This is a genomic window from Bacillus sp. FSL E2-8900 (genome assembly GCF_037966225.1).
Taxonomy (GTDB): Bacteria; Bacillota; Bacilli; order Bacillales; family Bacillaceae_G; genus Bacillus_A; species Bacillus_A cereus.
The window spans coordinates 242,501-260,000 of the sequence record NZ_CP150193.1 but is presented as its reverse complement, the minus strand read 5'-3'; the positions used below and the strand labels follow the sequence as shown (position 1 = coordinate 260,000).

The window sequence follows — 17,500 nt, the reverse complement described above, 5'->3', positions numbered from 1 at the left end:
TCAAATAAATCTTCTATTAAATTTTTTAACTGCTCCGACTTTGCAAAAGCAATTCTCGTATACTCATCGTGTTGTTCTTTATTTTCATATTTAGAATCTCGAAGTAATCGTAAGTAACCCATAATAGAAGTAAGTGGTGTACGCAAATCATGTGATACATTTGTGATAAGCTCATTCTTTCGCTTTTCTAATTTACGTTCCTTTTCTATATTATTCATAAGCTCTTCTGCCATATTATTAATATTCTCAGTTAAAGCTGCAATCTCATCTTCACCTTTTTTCTCAATGCGGTAGGCTAAGTTACCTCTTTCTATTTCCTTTACGCCTTGTGCCATCGCTTCAATCTGCTTCATCTTTCTCTTTGTTATATAGAAGAAAGAGAAAGATGAATACAAGTACACCAATTAAAAACGGGAATGGTCCTTCTTGCGTGTCATATATTACCTCTCCCTCTGGAATTCCGCTAACAAACATGTACAAATTCTTTCCTTCAATAGTAATAGGTGAAAAAGATATAAACTCTTTTCTTGTACTTTCAAATACATTTCTACCATCTGTATAATTAATCGCGAATGATGCTGCATTACGAATCGTATTATGCAAATCGATTTGCTCTTCTTGCGCTTGCTTTGTTTTATATAAAACTTTACCACTTTCATCAGTAACCAATATCTTCAAAGCTCTAGACCCTTGCTCTAAATTTTGGTTCTCCATTTCGATCATATTTGATATAGCTTCTAATTTATTTTCATGAACCGAACTATTTGCCGCTCCTTGAGCTTGGTGATTAATTTGTTCCATACCAGCCCGATAATCAATAGTTGCTTGACGATTCGCATTCTCAAAAAACGGCGCTGCTGCCTTCGCTGACAAAACTCCTAATAACGCACAAGCAGCAAAAGTAGTAATCAATTGAATCCTTATACTCTTTCGTACGCTCTTTACTAATTTCTCAAATAATTCTCTTATTTTCCTTATATAAGTAAACGGATTAAATATCTTTTTCAATCTTATACCCCACTCCCCATACTGTTTTTATATATCTAGGTTTCCTTGGATTCTCCTCAATCTTTTCACGTACTTTTCGAATATGCACCATTACAGTATTATCAGACTGGAAAGATCGTTCGTTCCACACCTTTTCATAAATTTGCTCCGCACTAAACACCATACCTGGATTTCTAGCTAGCAGTTCTAAAATTGAAAATTCCCTCGGAGTTAGTTTCACTTCTTCTCCCTCTACAATAACTTTATGGGTCGAGATGTTGATTTTCATCTCCCCAATTTCTAACTCGTCCTCATTTTGAATAGCGAAACCATTTATTTTCATATAACGGCGTAACTGAGATTTAATTCGTGCAATTAACTCTAACGGATTAAACGGCTTCGTTACATAATCATCTGCTCCTGTTGTTAATCCTAAAATCTTATCCATATCTTGCGTTTTGGCAGAAAGCATAATAATAGGCATTTCTTTCGCTTCCCTTACTTTCATACACATATGAATACCATCCACTTTCGGCATCATAATATCTAATACGACTAGATGTACTTCATTTTCTTCCAGTAGACGTAATCCTTCTTCTCCGTCTCCTGCTTGTAATACTTTATATCCTTCATTCTTTAAATAGATTGTAATTAAATTCCGAATTTCTTTTTCATCATCTACGACAAGTATTGTTTCGTGTGCCACAATATCTCCCCCATCACTTTTTTAATCCCTAACTTCTATTATAGGAAAACTTCTGAAGAAAAACGCTCGGAAATCCTTAAGATTTTCTGAAGACGCAAAAAAGGTCTAGACTCCCCTTAAGTCTAGACCTTTAAAAAACCCCTTTTATTTACGAACGTAGATGAAATATAGTACGAATAAAACTCCCATAACATACATAATCGGATGAACCTCTTTACGACGACCACTCACTACCATTGTAATTGGATAGAAGATAAATCCAATCGCAATCCCAGTTGCGATACTATACGTAAGTGGCATAGAGATAATTGTAAAGAATGCTGGCACTGCAATCTCGAATTTCTTCCAATCAATTTCCCCTAAGGAAGAAACCATCAAGATTCCTACAATAATTAAAGCCGGCGCCGTTACAGCTGGCGTTACAACACTTAGTAATGGCGAGAAGAATAGTGCCAGTAAAAAGAATCCTGCTGTTACAACTGCTGTAAATCCAGAACGTCCTCCTGCTGCTACCCCTGCAGACGATTCAATGTAAGACGTTGTTGTTGATGTACCAAGAATCGCACCAATTACAGTTGCAATCGCATCTGCAAATAACGCTTTTCCTGCACGTGGTAATTTATTGTTCTTCATTAATCCTGCTTGATTTGCAACCGCTACAAGCGTACCTGCTGTATCAAAGAAATCGATAAAGAAGAACGTTATAATAACAATCCCCATTTGAACTGTGAAAATATCTCCGAAGTGCGTTAACGCCACGCCGAACGTTGGTTCTAGACTCGGTATTGCTCCCACCACAGCTTTCGGAGTATCAATTAATCCTGTTGCTACTCCTAAGATCGCTGTAAGAATCATACCGTAAAATACTGCACCATTAATTTTCTTAATCATGAAGATGATCGTAGTAACAACCCCGAAGATTGCTAGTAACGTTGTACCCTTTGTTAAGTCCCCCAACCCAACAAGAACTGCATCATTTTTCACGATAATTCCGGCATTTTGGAATCCAAGAAATGCAATGAACAATCCGATACCTGCTGCTACTGCAAACTTTAACTCCGATGGAATTGCATTGATGATTTTTTCACGAATACCTGAAGCAGTAAGAATAATAAAGATAATACCTGACATTAATGTTCCGGCAATTGCTGTTTGCCATGGAATCCCCATCGTTAACACTGCTGTATAAGCAAAGAACGCGTTAATTCCCATACCTGGCGCTAAAGCAATTGGATACTTCGCGAAAATACCCATAATTAACGAACCGATCGCTGCCGCTAATGCCGTAGCAACGAATACTGCACCTGGATCCATCCCTGTACCTGCTGGTAACCCTTTAACATTTCCAAGCGACAGCGTAGCAGGATTGACAAATAGTACGTAAGCCATAGATAGAAATGTCGTTAACCCTGCTATGAACTCAGTCTTATAATTCGTACCGAGCTCATCAAACTGAAAATAGCGTTTCATCCTACGTTTCCCCCGTTATATGATTACTCGCCGCATTTCTCCTAGCCCTCTTTTATCCCGAGAAACAAAAAAGGCTTCCATTGCATATATACATGGAAGCGTTCTATGAATAAAGATAAGATTCCCCTCACCTTTATAAAAACGCCTCGTAGTCAAGCCATTTACGGTAGCTAGGTAGAAACTTTCGGGCCATATCCCCGATATTATACGACGGCTATAATATTCACTTTTTGTTTGAATTACATAATCATATTAACTCGACGAAGTAGTTTTGTCAATTTAAAAACGAACGTTTTTGTAAACCTTTATAGTTTTGTTCGTATTAACACCAAAACAAAAAAGATCCACCTATGCATAAGCAATAGATGGACCTTTTTATAAATACTATTCCCACTCAATAGTTGCTGGTGGCTTACTCGTTACATCATACACGATACGGTTAACGTGTTTTACTTCGTTTACGATACGTACAGAGATTTTCTCTAATACGTCCCAAGGGATACGTGCCCAGTCAGCTGTCATACCGTCGATAGATGTTACCGCACGGATACCTACTGTGTAATCGTAAGTACGCTCGTCACCCATAACACCTACGCTACGCATACCAGGAAGCGCAGTGAAGTATTGCCAGATTTCACGGTCTAAGCCCGCTTTAATAATTTCTTCACGTAAAATCGCATCAGATTCACGAACGATTTCTAATTTCTCTTCTGTGATTTCACCTAATACACGAATACCAAGACCCGGTCCTGGGAATGGTTGACGCCATACGATTTCATCAGGAATTCCTAATTCAGATCCTAATACACGTACTTCATCTTTAAATAACGTGTTTAAAGGCTCAATTAATTTGAACTGCATGTCTTCTGGAAGTCCACCAACGTTATGGTGAGATTTAATTGTTTGCGCAGTTGCTGTACCACTCTCAACGATATCTGTGTAAAGTGTACCTTGTGCTAGGAAGTCCATACCTTGTAATTTAGATGCTTCATCATCAAATACGTAAATGAATTCGTTACCGATGATTTTACGTTTTTGTTCTGGATCTTCTACACCTTTTAACTTGTCCATGAAGCGGTCTCTTGCATCCACTTTAATAACGTTCATATGGAAGCCTTCGCTAAATGTTTTCATAACGCCTTCTGCTTCACCTTTACGAAGTAAACCGTGGTCAACGAAAATACATGTTAATTGATCACCAATTGCTTTATGAATTAATACTGCTACAACAGAAGAGTCTACACCGCCACTAAGTGCGCATAGTACTTTTTTGTCTCCAACAGTTTCACGAATCTTTTCTAATTCTACTTCAATAAAGTTCTCCATGTTCCATCCTTCAGAACAACCACATACGCCGAATACGAAGTTTTTAATTAAATCGTTACCGTGCTCAGAGTGACGTACTTCTGGGTGGAATTGTACACCGTATAAGTTTTTCGCTTCATTGCTCATACCAGCAATTGGGCAAGACTCACTTGTTGCATCTACTACGAATCCTTCAGGTAAACCAGTTACTAAGTCGCCATGGCTCATCCATACAACTTGCTCTTCTGGAAGGTTCGCATATAATTTTGATTCGTTCTCTACTTTAAGAACAGCTTTTCCGTACTCACGGTGATTTGCACGCTCTACTTTACCACCGAAGTGTTGCGTCATAAGCTGCATACCGTAACAAATACCGAAGATTGGTAAACCTAGTTCAAAGATTTTTTCATCACAATGTAATGCACCTTCACCGTATACACTATTTGGTCCACCAGAGAAAATAATCCCTTTTGGATTCATTGCTTTAATTTCTTCTGCAGTAATTGTATGTGGATGAAGTTCACTGTATACACCGAACTCACGAATTCGACGTGCTATTAACTGATTGTATTGACTTCCAAAATCTAAAACGATAATTGTATCGTGTTGTTTCTTCAAAATAATCACCCCAACGTTAGTTCTCGTATATAAATATTTTCACCAATTTGGCGAAAAGCATTACCAATATAATAAAAAAAGCCAGTCCTCCGCCTCTAGTCTCATAACAAAGAAAAGGCAGGGGTCTGGCTTTATAAAGAAAGATAGTCTCCGCTCTTTATAAATATAAGACACACTGCCTTCATAGTCAGGTTGTTTACGGTAACCCGGTAGAGACTCTCAAACCATATCATTGAGGATATATGAAGGATCGTTTTATATTATCTTCCTAGATTCTAACAATGAAGTATCAATATGGTCAAGAGAGAAAGCGACAAAATTCTACAGAAATTCATTTCCTTTTCTAAAAAACATAAAAAAACATCCATTTCTATATAGAAATGGATGTTTTTTAGGACAAACGGAATTACATCATTCCGCCCATACCGCCCATGCCCATGCCGCCCATGTCAGGCATTGCTGGTGCATTTGGTTCTGGCTTGTCAGCAACTACAGCTTCAGTTGTTAAGAACATAGCTGCAACAGATGCTGCGTTTTGAAGTGCAGAACGAGTTACTTTAGCTGGATCTACGATACCAGACTCAAGCATGTTAACCCATTCGCCAGTAGCTGCGTTGAAACCAACGCCTACTTTTTCGCCTTTTAGACGCTCTACAACTACAGATCCTTCTAGACCAGCGTTGATTGCGATTTGACGAACTGGCTCTTCTAGTGCGCGAAGTACGATGTTGATACCTGTTGCTTCGTCGCCTTCAGCTACGATAGAAGCTACTTTTGTGTATACGTTCATAAGTGAAGTACCACCACCTGCAACGATACCTTCTTCTACTGCTGCACGAGTTGAGTTAAGTGCATCTTCAATGCGAAGTTTGCGCTCTTTTAACTCAGTTTCAGTTGCTGCACCTACTTTAATTACTGCTACGCCACCTGCTAGTTTAGCAAGACGCTCTTGTAATTTTTCACGATCGAATTCAGAAGTTGTTTCTTCTAATTGCGCACGGATTTGACCGATGCGAGCTTCGATTTGTTCTGTGCTTCCTACACCTTCAACTACAGTTGTGTTTTCTTTTGTAACAACAACTTTACCAGCGCGTCCTAAAGATTCAACTGTAGCAGATTTTAAGTCACGACCTAATTCTTCAGTGATTACTTCGCCACCTGTTAAGATTGCGATATCTTCTAGCATTGCTTTACGACGGTCACCAAATCCAGGAGCTTTAACAGCTACTACGTTGAATGTACCACGAAGTTTGTTCACTACTAATGTAGCTAAAGCTTCGCCTTCAACATCTTCAGCAATGATAAGAAGTGGTTTACCTTGTTGTACCACTTGCTCTAATACTGGTAAGATTTCTTGAATGTTAGAAATCTTTTTGTCAGTGATTAAGATGTATGGGTTATCAAGAACTGCTTCCATTTTGTCAGAATCAGTAATCATGTAAGGAGATGCATATCCACGATCAAATTGCATACCTTCTACTACGTCTAATTCTGTTGTGAATCCTTTAGACTCTTCTAAAGTAATAACGCCGTCGTTACCAACGCGCTCCATTGCTTCAGCGATTAATTGACCTACTTCTTCGTCAGCTGCAGAAATAGCAGCTACTTGTGCGATAGAAGATTTGCCTTCGATTGGTTTAGAAATCGCTTTTAATTCTTCAATTGCAGCAGTAACAGCTTTTTCGATACCTTTACGAAGACCCATTGGGTTAGCACCAGCTGTTACGTTTTTAAGACCTTCACGAATCATAGCTTGCGCTAATACAGTTGCAGTTGTTGTTCCGTCACCAGCTACGTCATTTGTTTTGCTAGCAACTTCTGCTACTAATTTCGCACCCATGTTTTCGAATGCATCTTCTAATTCGATTTCTTTTGCGATTGTTACACCATCATTTGTAATAAGTGGTGAACCAAATTTTTTCTCAAGTACAACGTTACGACCTTTTGGTCCAAGCGTAACTTTTACTGCGTTCGCAAGAGTGTCGACACCGCGAAGCATCGAACGACGTGCTTCTTCACTAAATTTAATATCTTTTGCCATAATAATTGACCCCCTTGGATTTTTTAAGATTTATATAATTAACCGATAACTGCTAAAATGTCACTTTCACGTAAAATCAAGTAGTCTGTACCTTCATATTTCACTTCAGTACCTGCATATTTTGAGAAGATGATAAGATCACCTGCTGCTACCTCTAAAGCAACACGCTCACCATTCTCAAGCACTCGACCAGTACCTACTGCAACTACTTTACCCTCTTGTGGTTTTTCTTTTGCAGTATCTGGTAATACGATACCACTTGCTGTTTTTTCTTCTGCTTGAACAAGCTCAATTACAACGCGATCACCTAATGGCTTTAGCATGAACAATAACCTCCTCATTTTGTTATGTAAATTTCTTTTATTAGCACTCAAGTCATCCGAGTGCTAACACACTTATAATAATAAATAATCTCAATTTCTTTTGCAAGTAAAAAAATCATAATTTTTTCGCAAATCACTATATAAACTTTCTATATAGAATACTGCCTTTACTATATGAATCGTTGTTTCCACTGCTCGTATGTTACAATATGAAAGGACACCCTAAGTTGTTTTCGCTACACACACAACTTTCTCCTGTCTTCTATTATAATTTCAAATAAGGATTTACGAAAAAACATAATTCAAGTGAGGTTTATATCGTAGGTAGCATATTTACATGTTATCCTAACTTATCTCATACACTATAGTTAGAAAGGATGGTTAAACCATTTGAAGAAACAATACTGGTGGATTATCGTTACATACATTTTAATGCAGTTATCTGGCGTTGTTGGATTGCCACTTCTCCTAAAAACAGGACTCTATGATAATAGAGGATTTACCATTGAGGAAAAAGGACAAATCATAACGGGACACTGGGCAATTATTAGCTTCTTTGTTGCATTATGTATCGTACTTTGGTTACTTAGAACAGATATTCGTAACAGGCATTTAGATCCAAAGCGCTCTTCTGCTCCAGCTACTATTGGATGGATTTTCATCGGGTTCTTCTTAGCAATCATCTCACAATCCATTGCAGGTATGATTGAAATGTATGTATTTGGGGTTCCACGTGGATCTGAGAATACAGACAGACTGATGGACATCGCAAGAACGATACCTTGGTTCCTTATTGTTGTATCTATAATTGGACCTATCTTAGAAGAAATCGTATTTAGAAAAATTCTATTCGGCACGCTTTATAAGAAGTTTAACTTCTTTATTGCAGCTATCATTAGTTCGCTTGTATTCGCAGCAATTCATTTTGATTTTACTCACTTATTGGTATACACTGCTATGGGGCTCGTATTCGCCTTCTTATATGTGAAGACGAAACGTATTATCGTTCCGATTGCAGCTCATGTTGCGATGAATACATTAGTCGCTATTGGGCAAATTTTTATGAGCAATGAACAAATTCAAGAAATGATTAAAGAAGCTGAAAAAATGCAAGGCTTTATCGGAGGATTTTTTGTATGAGAAACTCACCATTGTTCATGGCTGCACTATACTTCCTTCTTGGATGTATCTTTACACGCTTTGCCATTACGAACGTGACAGATACAATCTGGAATATGTGGACAATACTATTTGCAGTTATGGCAACAATTGATTTTAATTTGGCACTTCGCCTTATATTAGTTAAATTCACAAAGAAGAAACAATAATAAAACGCAGAGGTCGCTTCCTCTGCGTTTTATTGTGGATAGTTTTTCAAAAAGTAAACTAATGTTTGTAACTCTACAGCTAAGTCAATATGATGAATTCTAATATTCTCTGATACGTTTAATCGCGCTGGTGTGAAATTCAAAATACCGTGCACGCTTGTTTCAGCTAATCTATCTGCTACAGCTTGCGCTACTGTAGCCGGTACTGTTAATATTGCCACTTGTATATCATTTGATAATCTCTCTTCTAATTCATCTAAATGATATACAGGAATGCCCCCGATTTCTGTTCCAACTTTCTCTTCACTAACATCAAATGCCATTTCAATTTTTGTATTATTGTTTTTCGTGAAATTATAATGTAAGAAAGCGGTCCCTAAATTACCTACTCCAATAAGTGCTACACGTGTTATATCATCTTGATCAAGTGTTTCGCGGAAAAATGATAATAAATAATTTACGTTATATCCATATCCCTTTTTCCCTAACGCTCCAAAATACGAAAAATCTCTTCGTATTGTTGCGGAATCTACTTTTACTGCCTCACTCAATTCGGCCGATGAAACACGCTGCTTACCAGAAAGAGATAAGTTTTGGATAAATCGATAGTATAGAGGCAATCTTTTAGCAGTGGCTTGTGGAATCTTTTGCTGATCCATATGACCTCTCCTCTCTTCCTATCTTTATTCATATACTTTAATCAAATACAGAAGTTTAGCACTCATTAAATTCCTTGTATAATAAAGAGAAGAAGTATTCTCTCTTTATTTTAAACTATACACTATTTTTAGTATGATTGAGAAATATAAACATGGCAAAGTTAAGAAATTATTTGAGGTGAAAACATTGATTTTATTACAAGTAAACGCGCTTTCGAAATTATACGGTGCAGAAACAATTCTTGCAAACATAAAATTGGAAGTACAAACAAAAGATCGTATCGCATTAGTTGGAAGGAATGGAGCAGGTAAATCTACATTATTAAAAATTATCGCTGGTGAATTATCTCATGATGGTGGCGAAATTATAAAACCGAAAGATGTCTCAATCGGATATTTAGCTCAAAATACCGGACTAGAAACGTCTTTAACAATTTGGGATGAAATGCTAACCGTCTTTACCCATTTACAGCAAATGGAGACAAAACTCCGAAGGCTTGAGCAAGAAATGGGAAAAGAAGAAAACTTTTCAAACGAAGCTACATATGAAAGATTGTTAGCTGATTATGACCAATTACAACTCAATTATAAAGATCAAGGTGGATATCAATATGAAGCGGATATTCGCTCCATTTTAAGCGGCCTTGGCTTCCCAGTTGAAACGCACCAGACGACGATCTCTACTTTAAGCGGCGGGCAAAAAACAAGATTAGCTCTCGGGAAATTATTATTAACAAAACCAGACTTACTTATTTTGGACGAGCCTACAAACCATTTAGACATCGAAACATTAACATGGCTTGAGCAATATTTGCAAGGTTATCCTGGCGCAATATTAATCGTCTCACATGACCGTTATTTCTTAGACAAACTCGTTACACAAGTATATGAAATTTCGAATAAAGAAAGCAGACGATTTGTTGGTAACTACAGTAAATATTTAGACTTAAAATCAGCATTATATGAGCAAGAAATGAAACGTTACGAAAAACAACAAGATGAAATCGCAAAACTTGAGGACTTTGTTCAAAAGAATATAGCTCGCGCTTCTACAACGAAACGTGCTCAAAGTCGCCGTAAACAACTAGACAGAATGGAATTATTAACGAGACCATTAGGGGATTCTAAGTCAGCATCATTCCACTTCGATATTGAAAAACAAAGTGGAAATGATGTTTTACAAGTAAATGATGCAACCATCGGCTATGATGAAAACCCTATAATTGAACATGTAACTATGCGCTTAACTCGCGGAGATAGTGTTGCTTTAGTTGGTCCAAACGGAATTGGGAAATCCACATTGTTAAAATCCATTGTGAATAAGTTACCACTATTAAATGGTGATGTTTCTTTCGGATCAAATGTATCTGTTGGTTATTATGATCAAGAACAAGCAAACTTAACATCTTCTAAACGGGTTTTAAATGAACTATGGGATGAATATCCACTGCAACCGGAAAAAGAAATCCGTACTATACTTGGGAATTTTTTATTCACAGGAGATGATGTACTGAAACCAGTATCTTCCCTTAGTGGTGGACAAAAAGCTCGATTAGCTCTTGCAAAACTTATGATGCAAAAGTCAAATTTGTTAATTCTAGATGAGCCTACGAACCACCTTGATTTAAATAGTAAAGAGATTTTGGAGAATGCTTTAATTGATTACCCAGGGACTCTTCTATTCGTCTCACATGACCGCTACTTTATTAACCGTGTAACAACGACTGTGGTTGAGTTATCAACAGAAGGTGCACAGGAATATTTAGGGGATTACGATTACTACGTTGAAAAGAAAAATGAAATGATTGAACGTGCAGAACTTGAACAGCAAGAAAGTGACGTTCCTGTTCAAAAGGTGGTTGCACAAGAGAAATTAAATTATTTAGAAGAAAAAGAGCGTAAACAACTAGAGCGTCAACGCACTAGAAAAATTGAAGAGCTAGAACAAAGTATAGTGGAATTAGAAGAAGAAATTGCTACGTTAGAAGATCAACTTTGCTTACCAGAAATATATGCAGATTATGAAAAAGCTAGTGAAATTACAACTAAAAAGCAAACGCTACAAGAACAACTTGAAACTTATATGGCAGAATGGGAAGAGCTGCATGTATAAGCATATTTAAATAAGGAAGATGTCTCATAAGTCAGGATTTTTGACTATGTGACATCTTTTTTTAGTACTTAAACAATTTTTTGAATATATCTATCGTAACTTAGAATATACTAACGATTTTTTAAATATATCTATTGTAACCCTATACATATTAACAATCCGACACGAAATATCGATTTAACGACAAAGATTGACAATATTAGCATCTTCTATAATAGGGAGATGTTTCAAAATGTTTTTCGGGGATATCTTCTTGCTTTTTATTTCCCGAAAAAGAACAAATTCAAAGGTCTGACATCAACCTATTTATCCACAAGTTTATACACATATCCACCTTTATAAAATAAACATTAAAATAACTTTTCCACATTATCCACAGTCAATAAAAAAGTTATCAACATTTTATATACACAATAAAACCCACATTATCAACAGATAATATGGGTTTTATCCACAACCTGTGGTTAATTATGTGTATAACTATGCTTCAATATCTAATCCTGGATTTGCATTTAAGGCTAATGTTGCACGCTTACCTTGTTCATAAGCAATTGTCCCTGCCGCTGCAATCATCGCTGCATTATCTGTGCATAAAGATAGCGGCGGAATAATTAATTCAATGTTTTCTTTTTGTGCAAATTCCTCTTCTAATCGCGCACGAAGTCCTTTATTAGCAGCTACTCCACCAGCAAGAAGTAATTGCTTTACATTATAAGCTTCTGCTGCACGAGCTGCTTTCGTTACAAGTACATCTATTACACTTTCTTGGAAACTTGCCGCTAAATCTTCTGGTGCAATTTCTATACCGCGCTGTTTTGCGTTATGCACAGTGTTGATAACTGCTGATTTCAATCCACTAAAGCTAAAATCATACGAATCCGGTTCTAGCCATGCACGAGGCAAATCAATTGTCGGTTCTCCTTCATGTGCAAGGCGATCAATATGAGGACCACCTGGATATGGCATAGATAACGTACGAGCTACTTTATCATATGCTTCTCCAGCTGCATCGTCTCGTGTTTCACCAATTACTTCGAATGAACCATGTTCTTTCATATAAACAAGTTCTGTATGCCCACCAGATACAACAAGTGATAATAACGGGAATTGAACTTCTTTTACTAAACGGTTCGCATAAATATGACCAGCAATATGATGAACACCGACTAACGGAATATCATGTGCAAACGCTACTGCCTTCGCTGCATTTACTCCAATTAGAAGTGCTCCTACTAAACCAGGACCTTCTGTTACAGCAATTGCATCAATATCATCAAATGTGATGTTTGCTTCCTTTAAAGCTTCTTCTAACACAACTGTAATTTCTTCTACATGATGACGTGATGCAATCTCTGGTACAACGCCGCCAAAACGTTTATGACTTTCAATTTGTGATGCAACGACATTCGCAATAATTTCCGTTCCATTTTTAACAACTGCTACTGCTGTTTCATCACAACTTGTTTCAATACCAAGTATAATCGTATTTTTTTCCATTATATATTCACCCACATTACGAGACCATCTTCCTGATTGTCTGCATAGTATCGTTTACGAATCCCACCATTTTGAAATCCGTATTTTCTGTATAACTGCTTTGCTACTTCATTTGATACACGTACTTCAAGTGTCATTGTTTTTACCCCTAGTTCTTTCGCTTCAGAAATAACTGCTTTCAATAGGGCATCTCCTAACTTTTGACCTCGGTATTCTGGCAAAATAGCTATATTTGTTATATGTGATTCATCAATAATTATCCACAATCCACAATACCCGACTACACGACCATCTTTTTCTAACACAATATAATGTGCATGTTCATTCATCGTTAATTCACGGTGAAAGGCATCTGCAGTCCAAGGAGTTGAAAAAGACGCTTCTTCAATAGCTACAATTTGAGCAATATCATCAAGCTCCATCTTTCTAAATATCATATCCATCTTCTGCAAGCTCCTACTTGTTTTGACTTTCTAACCACTTTGTTTCAGCTTCAGCTAAACGAAGATAGCTTGGAACAAACGTATGCACATCTTGTTCTTCTTTTTGTAATCCTAAGAATGCTAGCTCACTTGGTCTTGGGTTATTTTTAGTAAATGGAGCGAATACAGCTTGATCACCTAAATGTTCTATAATTGTTTCTTTATGCAATTTAACATCGTTACCGATAAATAAAACAGGCTGTCCTTTATCTTTTAACATTTGCAACCAGTCTACAATAAGAATAATTCGGTCTTCTTCTATTGAAGTTAACTGCTCTCCTTCATATGTATATAACCCAGTATAAATTTGCCCACGTCTTCCATCAAATAAAGGACAAATTAACCCGTTAAAGTTAGCACCGTTTGCAGCTACTACCTCTAAACTTGATACACCTACAATTGGTATTTGAAGTGACCAAGCTAATGTTTTCGCCGCTGTCACGCCTATACGAACACCTGTATAGGATCCAGGTCCAGCAGCTACAACGATTTTAGTTAATTCCTTCGGTTTTACGCCACACTCTTTTAACAGTTTCTCTACAGCTGGCATAAGACGTACAGAATGGTTTTTTGTTAAATTTGTAATGATTTCCCCAATTACGTTTTCTTCCTCAATAAGGGATACACCCATTACGTAATTTGAAGTATCAATTGCTAGTACTTTCATCTTGTAATAGCTCCTCACATAATCTAATATAGCGATCTCCAATTGGCTCGAGTATAATTTTTCTTGTGTCATCTCCAGCATGGAATAAACTAATTTGTAACTTTTCATTCGGTAAATATGCTTCTATTAAATGAGCCCATTCTACTACCGTAATTCCTTCACCGTAGAAATATTCATCAAAGCCTAAGTCCTCTTCACTTTCTGCTAAGCGATACACGTCCATATGATATAGCGGTAATCTTCCTTTATATTCTTTGATGATATTAAAGGTAGGACTATTTACAACTCTTTTCACTCCAAGACCTTTTGCTAGTCCCTTTGTAAAAGTCGTCTTACCAGCTCCAAGATCTCCTTCTAAAATAATTACGTCTTGTGCCTCTACGAGCTCACCTAGTTTTTCTGATAACCTTTGTGTTTCCTCAGAAGATTTTGTTGTTACTTCATATTTACTCACAGACTTCACCTACTTTACTCACAATGTTCTCTGCTCTTTATTATACAGGTTTTGAATATATAAAAAAGTCCTTAGGAGTTGTCCTAAGGATAGTTTGACTGTCTTTATTAGTTTTTTGTTAAAACAAATAAAAAAATACGAAACAACTTGTTTCGTTCTTTTCTTTATATGAAATGGCGGTCCCGACCGGGGTCGAACCGGCGATCTCCTGCGTGACAGGCAGGCATGTTAACCACTACACCACGGGACCATTTGGTTGCGGGGACAGGATTTGAACCTGCGACCTTCGGGTTATGAGCCCGACGAGCTACCGTGCTGCTCCACCCCGCGACAATATAAATAGCTTGGCGACGTCCTACTCTCACAGGGACAAGGTCCCAACTACCATCGGCGCTAGAGAGCTTAACTTCCGTGTTCGGTATGGGAACGGGTGTGACCTCTCTGCCATCATCACCAAACTATGAAGGCATATTCCTTCAAAACTAGATAACATTTGCTACATATTATATGGTTAAGTCCTCGATCTATTAGTATTCGTCAGCTCCACATGTCACCATGCTTCCACCTCGAACCTATCAACCTGATCATCTTTCAGGGATCTTACTAGCTTACGCTATGGGAAATCTCATCTTGAGGGGGGCTTCATGCTTAGATGCTTTCAGCACTTATCCCTTCCGCACATAGCTACCCAGCTATGCCCTTGGCAGAACAACTGGTACACCAGCGGTGCGTCCATCCCGGTCCTCTCGTACTAAGGACAGCTCCTCTCAAATTTCCTACGCCCACGACGGATAGGGACCGAACTGTCTCACGACGTTCTGAACCCAGCTCGCGTACCGCTTTAATGGGCGAACAGCCCAACCCTTGGGACCGACTACAGCCCCAGGATGCGATGAGCCGACATCGAGGTGCCAAACCTCCCCGTCGATGTGGACTCTTGGGGGAGATAAGCCTGTTATCCCCGGGGTAGCTTTTATCCGTTGAGCGATGGCCCTTCCATGCGGAACCACCGGATCACTAAGCCCGACTTTCGTCCCTGCTCGACTTGTAGGTCTCGCAGTCAAGCTCCCTTATGCCTTTGCACTCTACGAATGATTTCCAACCATTCTGAGGGAACCTTTGGGCGCCTCCGTTACACTTTAGGAGGCGACCGCCCCAGTCAAACTGCCCACCTGACACTGTCTCCCGGGTCGATAAGACCCGTAGGTTAGAATTTCAATACAGTCAGGGCGGTATCCCACCAGCGCCTCCACCGAAGCTAGCGCTCCGGTTTCAATGGCTCCCGCCTATCCTGTACAAACTGTACCAAAATTCAATATCAGGCTACAGTAAAGCTCCACGGGGTCTTTCCGTCCTGTCGCGGGTAACCTGCATCTTCACAGGTACTATAATTTCACCGAGTCTCTGGTTGAGACAGTGCCCAAATCGTTACACCTTTCGTGCGGGTCGGAACTTACCCGACAAGGAATTTCGCTACCTTAGGACCGTTATAGTTACGGCCGCCGTTTACTGGGGCTTCAGTTCAGAGCTTCGCTTACGCTAACCCCTCTCCTTAACCTTCCAGCACCGGGCAGGTGTCACCCCCTATACTTCGCCTTACGGCTTCGCAGAGAGCTGTGTTTTTGCTAAACAGTCGCTTGGGCCTATTCACTGCGGCTTTCCGTTAAGAAAGCACCCCTTCTCCCGAAGTTACGGGGTCATTTTGCCGAGTTCCTTAACCAGAGTTCTCTCGCACACCTTAGGATTCTCTCCTCGCCTACCTGTGTCGGTTTGCGGTACAGGCACCTTTTATCTCGCTAGAAGCTTTTCTTGGCAGCGGGGAATCAAAGACTTCGCTCCATAAGGAGCTTCCCCATCACAGCTCAGCCTTCACGATAAGCGGATTTGCCTACTTATCAGCCTAACTGCTTGGACGTGCACAACCAATCGCACGCTTCTTCTATCCTTCTGCGTCCCTCCATTGCTCAAACGATAAAGAGGTGGTACAGGAATATCAACCTGTTGTCCATCGCCTACGCCTGTCGGCCTCGGCTTAGGTCCTGACTAACCCTGAGCGGACGAGCCTTCCTCAGGAAACCTTAGGCATTCGGTGGACGGGATTCTCACCCGTCTTTCGCTACTCATACCGGCATTCTCACTTCTAAGCACTCCACCAGTCCTTACGGTCTGACTTCACTGTCCTTAGAACGCTCCCCTACCACTGATACCATTGGTATCAATCCGCAGCTTCGGTGGTGTATTTAGCCCCGGTACATTTTCGGCGCAGAGTCACTCGACTAGTGAGCTATTACGCACTCTTTAAATGGTGGCTGCTTCTAAGCCAACATCCTAGTTGTCTAAGCAACTCCACATCCTTTTCCACTTAATACACACTTTGGGACCTTAGCTGGCGGTCTGGGCTGTTTCCCTTTTGACTACGGATCTTATCACTCGCAGTCTGACTCCTAAGGATAAGTCATTGGCATTCGGAGTTTGACTGAATTCGGTAATCCGATGAGGACCCCTAGTCCAATCAGTGCTCTACCTCCAAGACTCTTACACTTAAGGCTAGCCCTAAAGCTATTTCGGGGAGAACCAGCTATCTCCAGGTTCGATTGGAATTTCTCCGCTACCCACACCTCATCCCCGCACTTTTCAACGTGCGTGGGTTCGGGCCTCCATTCAGTGTTACCTGAACTTCACCCTGGACATGGGTAGATCACCTGGTTTCGGGTCTACGACCACGTACTAAACGCCCTATTCAGACTCGCTTTCGCTGCGGCTCCGCCTCTTCAGCTTAACCTCGCACGGGATCGTAACTCGCCGGTTCATTCTACAAAAGGCACGCCATCACCCGTTAACGGGCTCTGA

At 39.3% G+C, this 17,500-nt stretch carries 13 protein-coding genes, 2 tRNA genes, 2 rRNA genes, 1 pseudogene and 2 riboswitches (2 of these 20 cut by a window edge); of the genes and pseudogenes, 3 read left to right on the top strand and 15 right to left on the bottom strand.

Annotated features, from left to right (window positions below; all coding sequences use genetic code 11):
• From ampS to groES, 6 genes and pseudogenes are all read right to left on the bottom strand, one after another.
• Window positions 1-1,008: pseudogene (gene ampS, locus NST90_RS01480) on the bottom strand (aminopeptidase AmpS) (it extends 499 nt beyond the left edge of the window).
• A complete protein-coding gene (locus NST90_RS01475; protein ID WP_283748316.1) occupies window positions 992-1,693 on the bottom strand; it encodes a response regulator transcription factor in 702 nt (233 codons plus the stop codon). The pseudogene ampS and the gene NST90_RS01475 overlap by 17 nt, the downstream one beginning before the upstream one ends.
• Before the next feature lie 144 nt (window positions 1,694-1,837).
• A complete protein-coding gene (locus NST90_RS01470; RefSeq protein ID WP_000833082.1) occupies window positions 1,838-3,163 on the bottom strand; it encodes an NCS2 family permease in 1,326 nt (441 codons plus the stop codon).
• Between the two features lie 129 nt (window positions 3,164-3,292).
• Window positions 3,293-3,395: riboswitch (purine riboswitch) on the bottom strand.
• A gap of 152 nt (window positions 3,396-3,547) precedes the next feature.
• Window positions 3,548-5,089, bottom strand: coding sequence for a glutamine-hydrolyzing GMP synthase (gene guaA, locus NST90_RS01465; protein ID WP_162837404.1), 1,542 nt, complete (start codon window positions 5,087-5,089; stop codon window positions 3,548-3,550).
• A 161-nt stretch (window positions 5,090-5,250) separates the two neighbouring features.
• Window positions 5,251-5,352, bottom strand: a riboswitch (purine riboswitch).
• 140 nt (window positions 5,353-5,492) lie between these two features.
• A complete protein-coding gene (gene groL, locus NST90_RS01460; RefSeq protein ID WP_044307015.1) occupies window positions 5,493-7,127 on the bottom strand; it encodes a chaperonin GroEL in 1,635 nt (544 codons plus the stop codon).
• Window positions 7,128-7,165: 38 nt separating this feature from the next.
• The gene (groES, locus tag NST90_RS01455; RefSeq protein WP_000917311.1) at window positions 7,166-7,450 is read right to left on the bottom strand and encodes a co-chaperone GroES; all 285 of its coding nucleotides are present in this window, start codon (window positions 7,448-7,450) and stop codon (window positions 7,166-7,168) included.
• Window positions 7,451-7,840: 390 nt separating this feature from the next.
• Between groES and NST90_RS01450 the strand changes: the two genes are divergently transcribed.
• Window positions 7,841-8,590: a CPBP family intramembrane glutamic endopeptidase gene (locus tag NST90_RS01450; RefSeq protein WP_000745329.1), complete on the top strand. Its 750-nt coding sequence runs from the start codon at window positions 7,841-7,843 to the stop codon at window positions 8,588-8,590.
• On the top strand, window positions 8,587-8,778 hold the full coding sequence (locus NST90_RS01445; RefSeq protein WP_001246201.1) for a YdiK family protein: 192 nt from the start codon (window positions 8,587-8,589) through the stop codon (window positions 8,776-8,778). Before NST90_RS01450 ends, NST90_RS01445 begins: the two co-directional genes overlap by 4 nt.
• 29 nt (window positions 8,779-8,807) lie before the next feature.
• Here the strand turns inward: NST90_RS01445 and NST90_RS01440 are convergent, their stop codons facing one another.
• Complete coding sequence (locus NST90_RS01440) at window positions 8,808-9,437, bottom strand: redox-sensing transcriptional repressor Rex (protein ID WP_000372699.1); 630 nt, start codon at window positions 9,435-9,437, stop codon at window positions 8,808-8,810.
• 187 nt (window positions 9,438-9,624) lie between these two features.
• Here NST90_RS01440 and NST90_RS01435 point away from each other — a divergent pair, with 187 nt between their 5' ends.
• The gene (locus NST90_RS01435; protein ID WP_216640795.1) at window positions 9,625-11,550 is read left to right on the top strand and encodes an ABC-F family ATP-binding cassette domain-containing protein; all 1,926 of its coding nucleotides are present in this window, start codon (window positions 9,625-9,627) and stop codon (window positions 11,548-11,550) included.
• Between the two features lie 480 nt (window positions 11,551-12,030).
• Here the strand turns inward: NST90_RS01435 and tsaD are convergent, their stop codons facing one another.
• The 8 genes from tsaD to NST90_RS01395 form a co-directional block, all read right to left on the bottom strand.
• Complete coding sequence (tsaD, locus tag NST90_RS01430; RefSeq protein ID WP_000414585.1) at window positions 12,031-13,047, bottom strand: tRNA (adenosine(37)-N6)-threonylcarbamoyltransferase complex transferase subunit TsaD; 1,017 nt, start codon at window positions 13,045-13,047, stop codon at window positions 12,031-12,033.
• Window positions 13,047-13,490, bottom strand: coding sequence for a ribosomal protein S18-alanine N-acetyltransferase (gene rimI, locus NST90_RS01425; protein ID WP_000367190.1), 444 nt, complete (start codon window positions 13,488-13,490; stop codon window positions 13,047-13,049). Before rimI ends, tsaD begins: the two co-directional genes overlap by 1 nt.
• 13 nt (window positions 13,491-13,503) lie before the next feature.
• Window positions 13,504-14,196 carry a tRNA (adenosine(37)-N6)-threonylcarbamoyltransferase complex dimerization subunit type 1 TsaB gene (gene tsaB, locus NST90_RS01420; protein WP_000865740.1) on the bottom strand — a complete coding sequence of 231 codons (693 nt, stop codon included), beginning with the start codon at window positions 14,194-14,196 and terminating at the stop codon, window positions 13,504-13,506.
• Window positions 14,177-14,650: a tRNA (adenosine(37)-N6)-threonylcarbamoyltransferase complex ATPase subunit type 1 TsaE gene (gene tsaE / locus NST90_RS01415; protein WP_000049642.1), complete on the bottom strand. Its 474-nt coding sequence runs from the start codon at window positions 14,648-14,650 to the stop codon at window positions 14,177-14,179. The genes tsaB and tsaE overlap by 20 nt, the downstream gene beginning before the upstream one ends.
• A 174-nt stretch (window positions 14,651-14,824) precedes the next feature.
• Window positions 14,825-14,900, bottom strand: a tRNA-Asp gene (locus NST90_RS01410).
• A gap of 3 nt (window positions 14,901-14,903) precedes the next feature.
• A tRNA-Met gene (locus tag NST90_RS01405) sits at window positions 14,904-14,980 on the bottom strand.
• A 12-nt stretch (window positions 14,981-14,992) separates the two neighbouring features.
• Window positions 14,993-15,108: ribosomal RNA gene (rrf, locus tag NST90_RS01400) — 5S ribosomal RNA — on the bottom strand.
• 49 nt (window positions 15,109-15,157) lie between these two features.
• A 23S ribosomal RNA gene (locus NST90_RS01395) occupies window positions 15,158-17,500 on the bottom strand; it runs 579 nt beyond the window's last position.

Bases quoted from the DNA above. Each gene is read 5' to 3' on its own strand.
- groL (WP_044307015.1), bottom strand. From the start codon at position 7,127: ATGGCAAAAGATATTAAATTTAGTGAAGAAGCACGTCGTTCGATGCTT.
- tsaD (WP_000414585.1), bottom strand. From the start codon at position 13,047: ATGGAAAAAAATACGATTATACTTGGTATTGAAACAAGTTGTGATGAA.
- rimI (WP_000367190.1), bottom strand. From the start codon at position 13,490: ATGGATATGATATTTAGAAAGATGGAGCTTGATGATATTGCTCAAATT.
- NST90_RS01445 (WP_001246201.1), top strand. From the start codon at position 8,587: ATGAGAAACTCACCATTGTTCATGGCTGCACTATACTTCCTTCTTGGA.
- NST90_RS01440 (WP_000372699.1), bottom strand. From the start codon at position 9,437: ATGGATCAGCAAAAGATTCCACAAGCCACTGCTAAAAGATTGCCTCTA.
- tsaB (WP_000865740.1), bottom strand. From the start codon at position 14,196: ATGAAAGTACTAGCAATTGATACTTCAAATTACGTAATGGGTGTATCC.
- NST90_RS01470 (WP_000833082.1), bottom strand. From the start codon at position 3,163: ATGAAACGCTATTTTCAGTTTGATGAGCTCGGTACGAATTATAAGACT.
- groES (WP_000917311.1), bottom strand. From the start codon at position 7,450: ATGCTAAAGCCATTAGGTGATCGCGTTGTAATTGAGCTTGTTCAAGCA.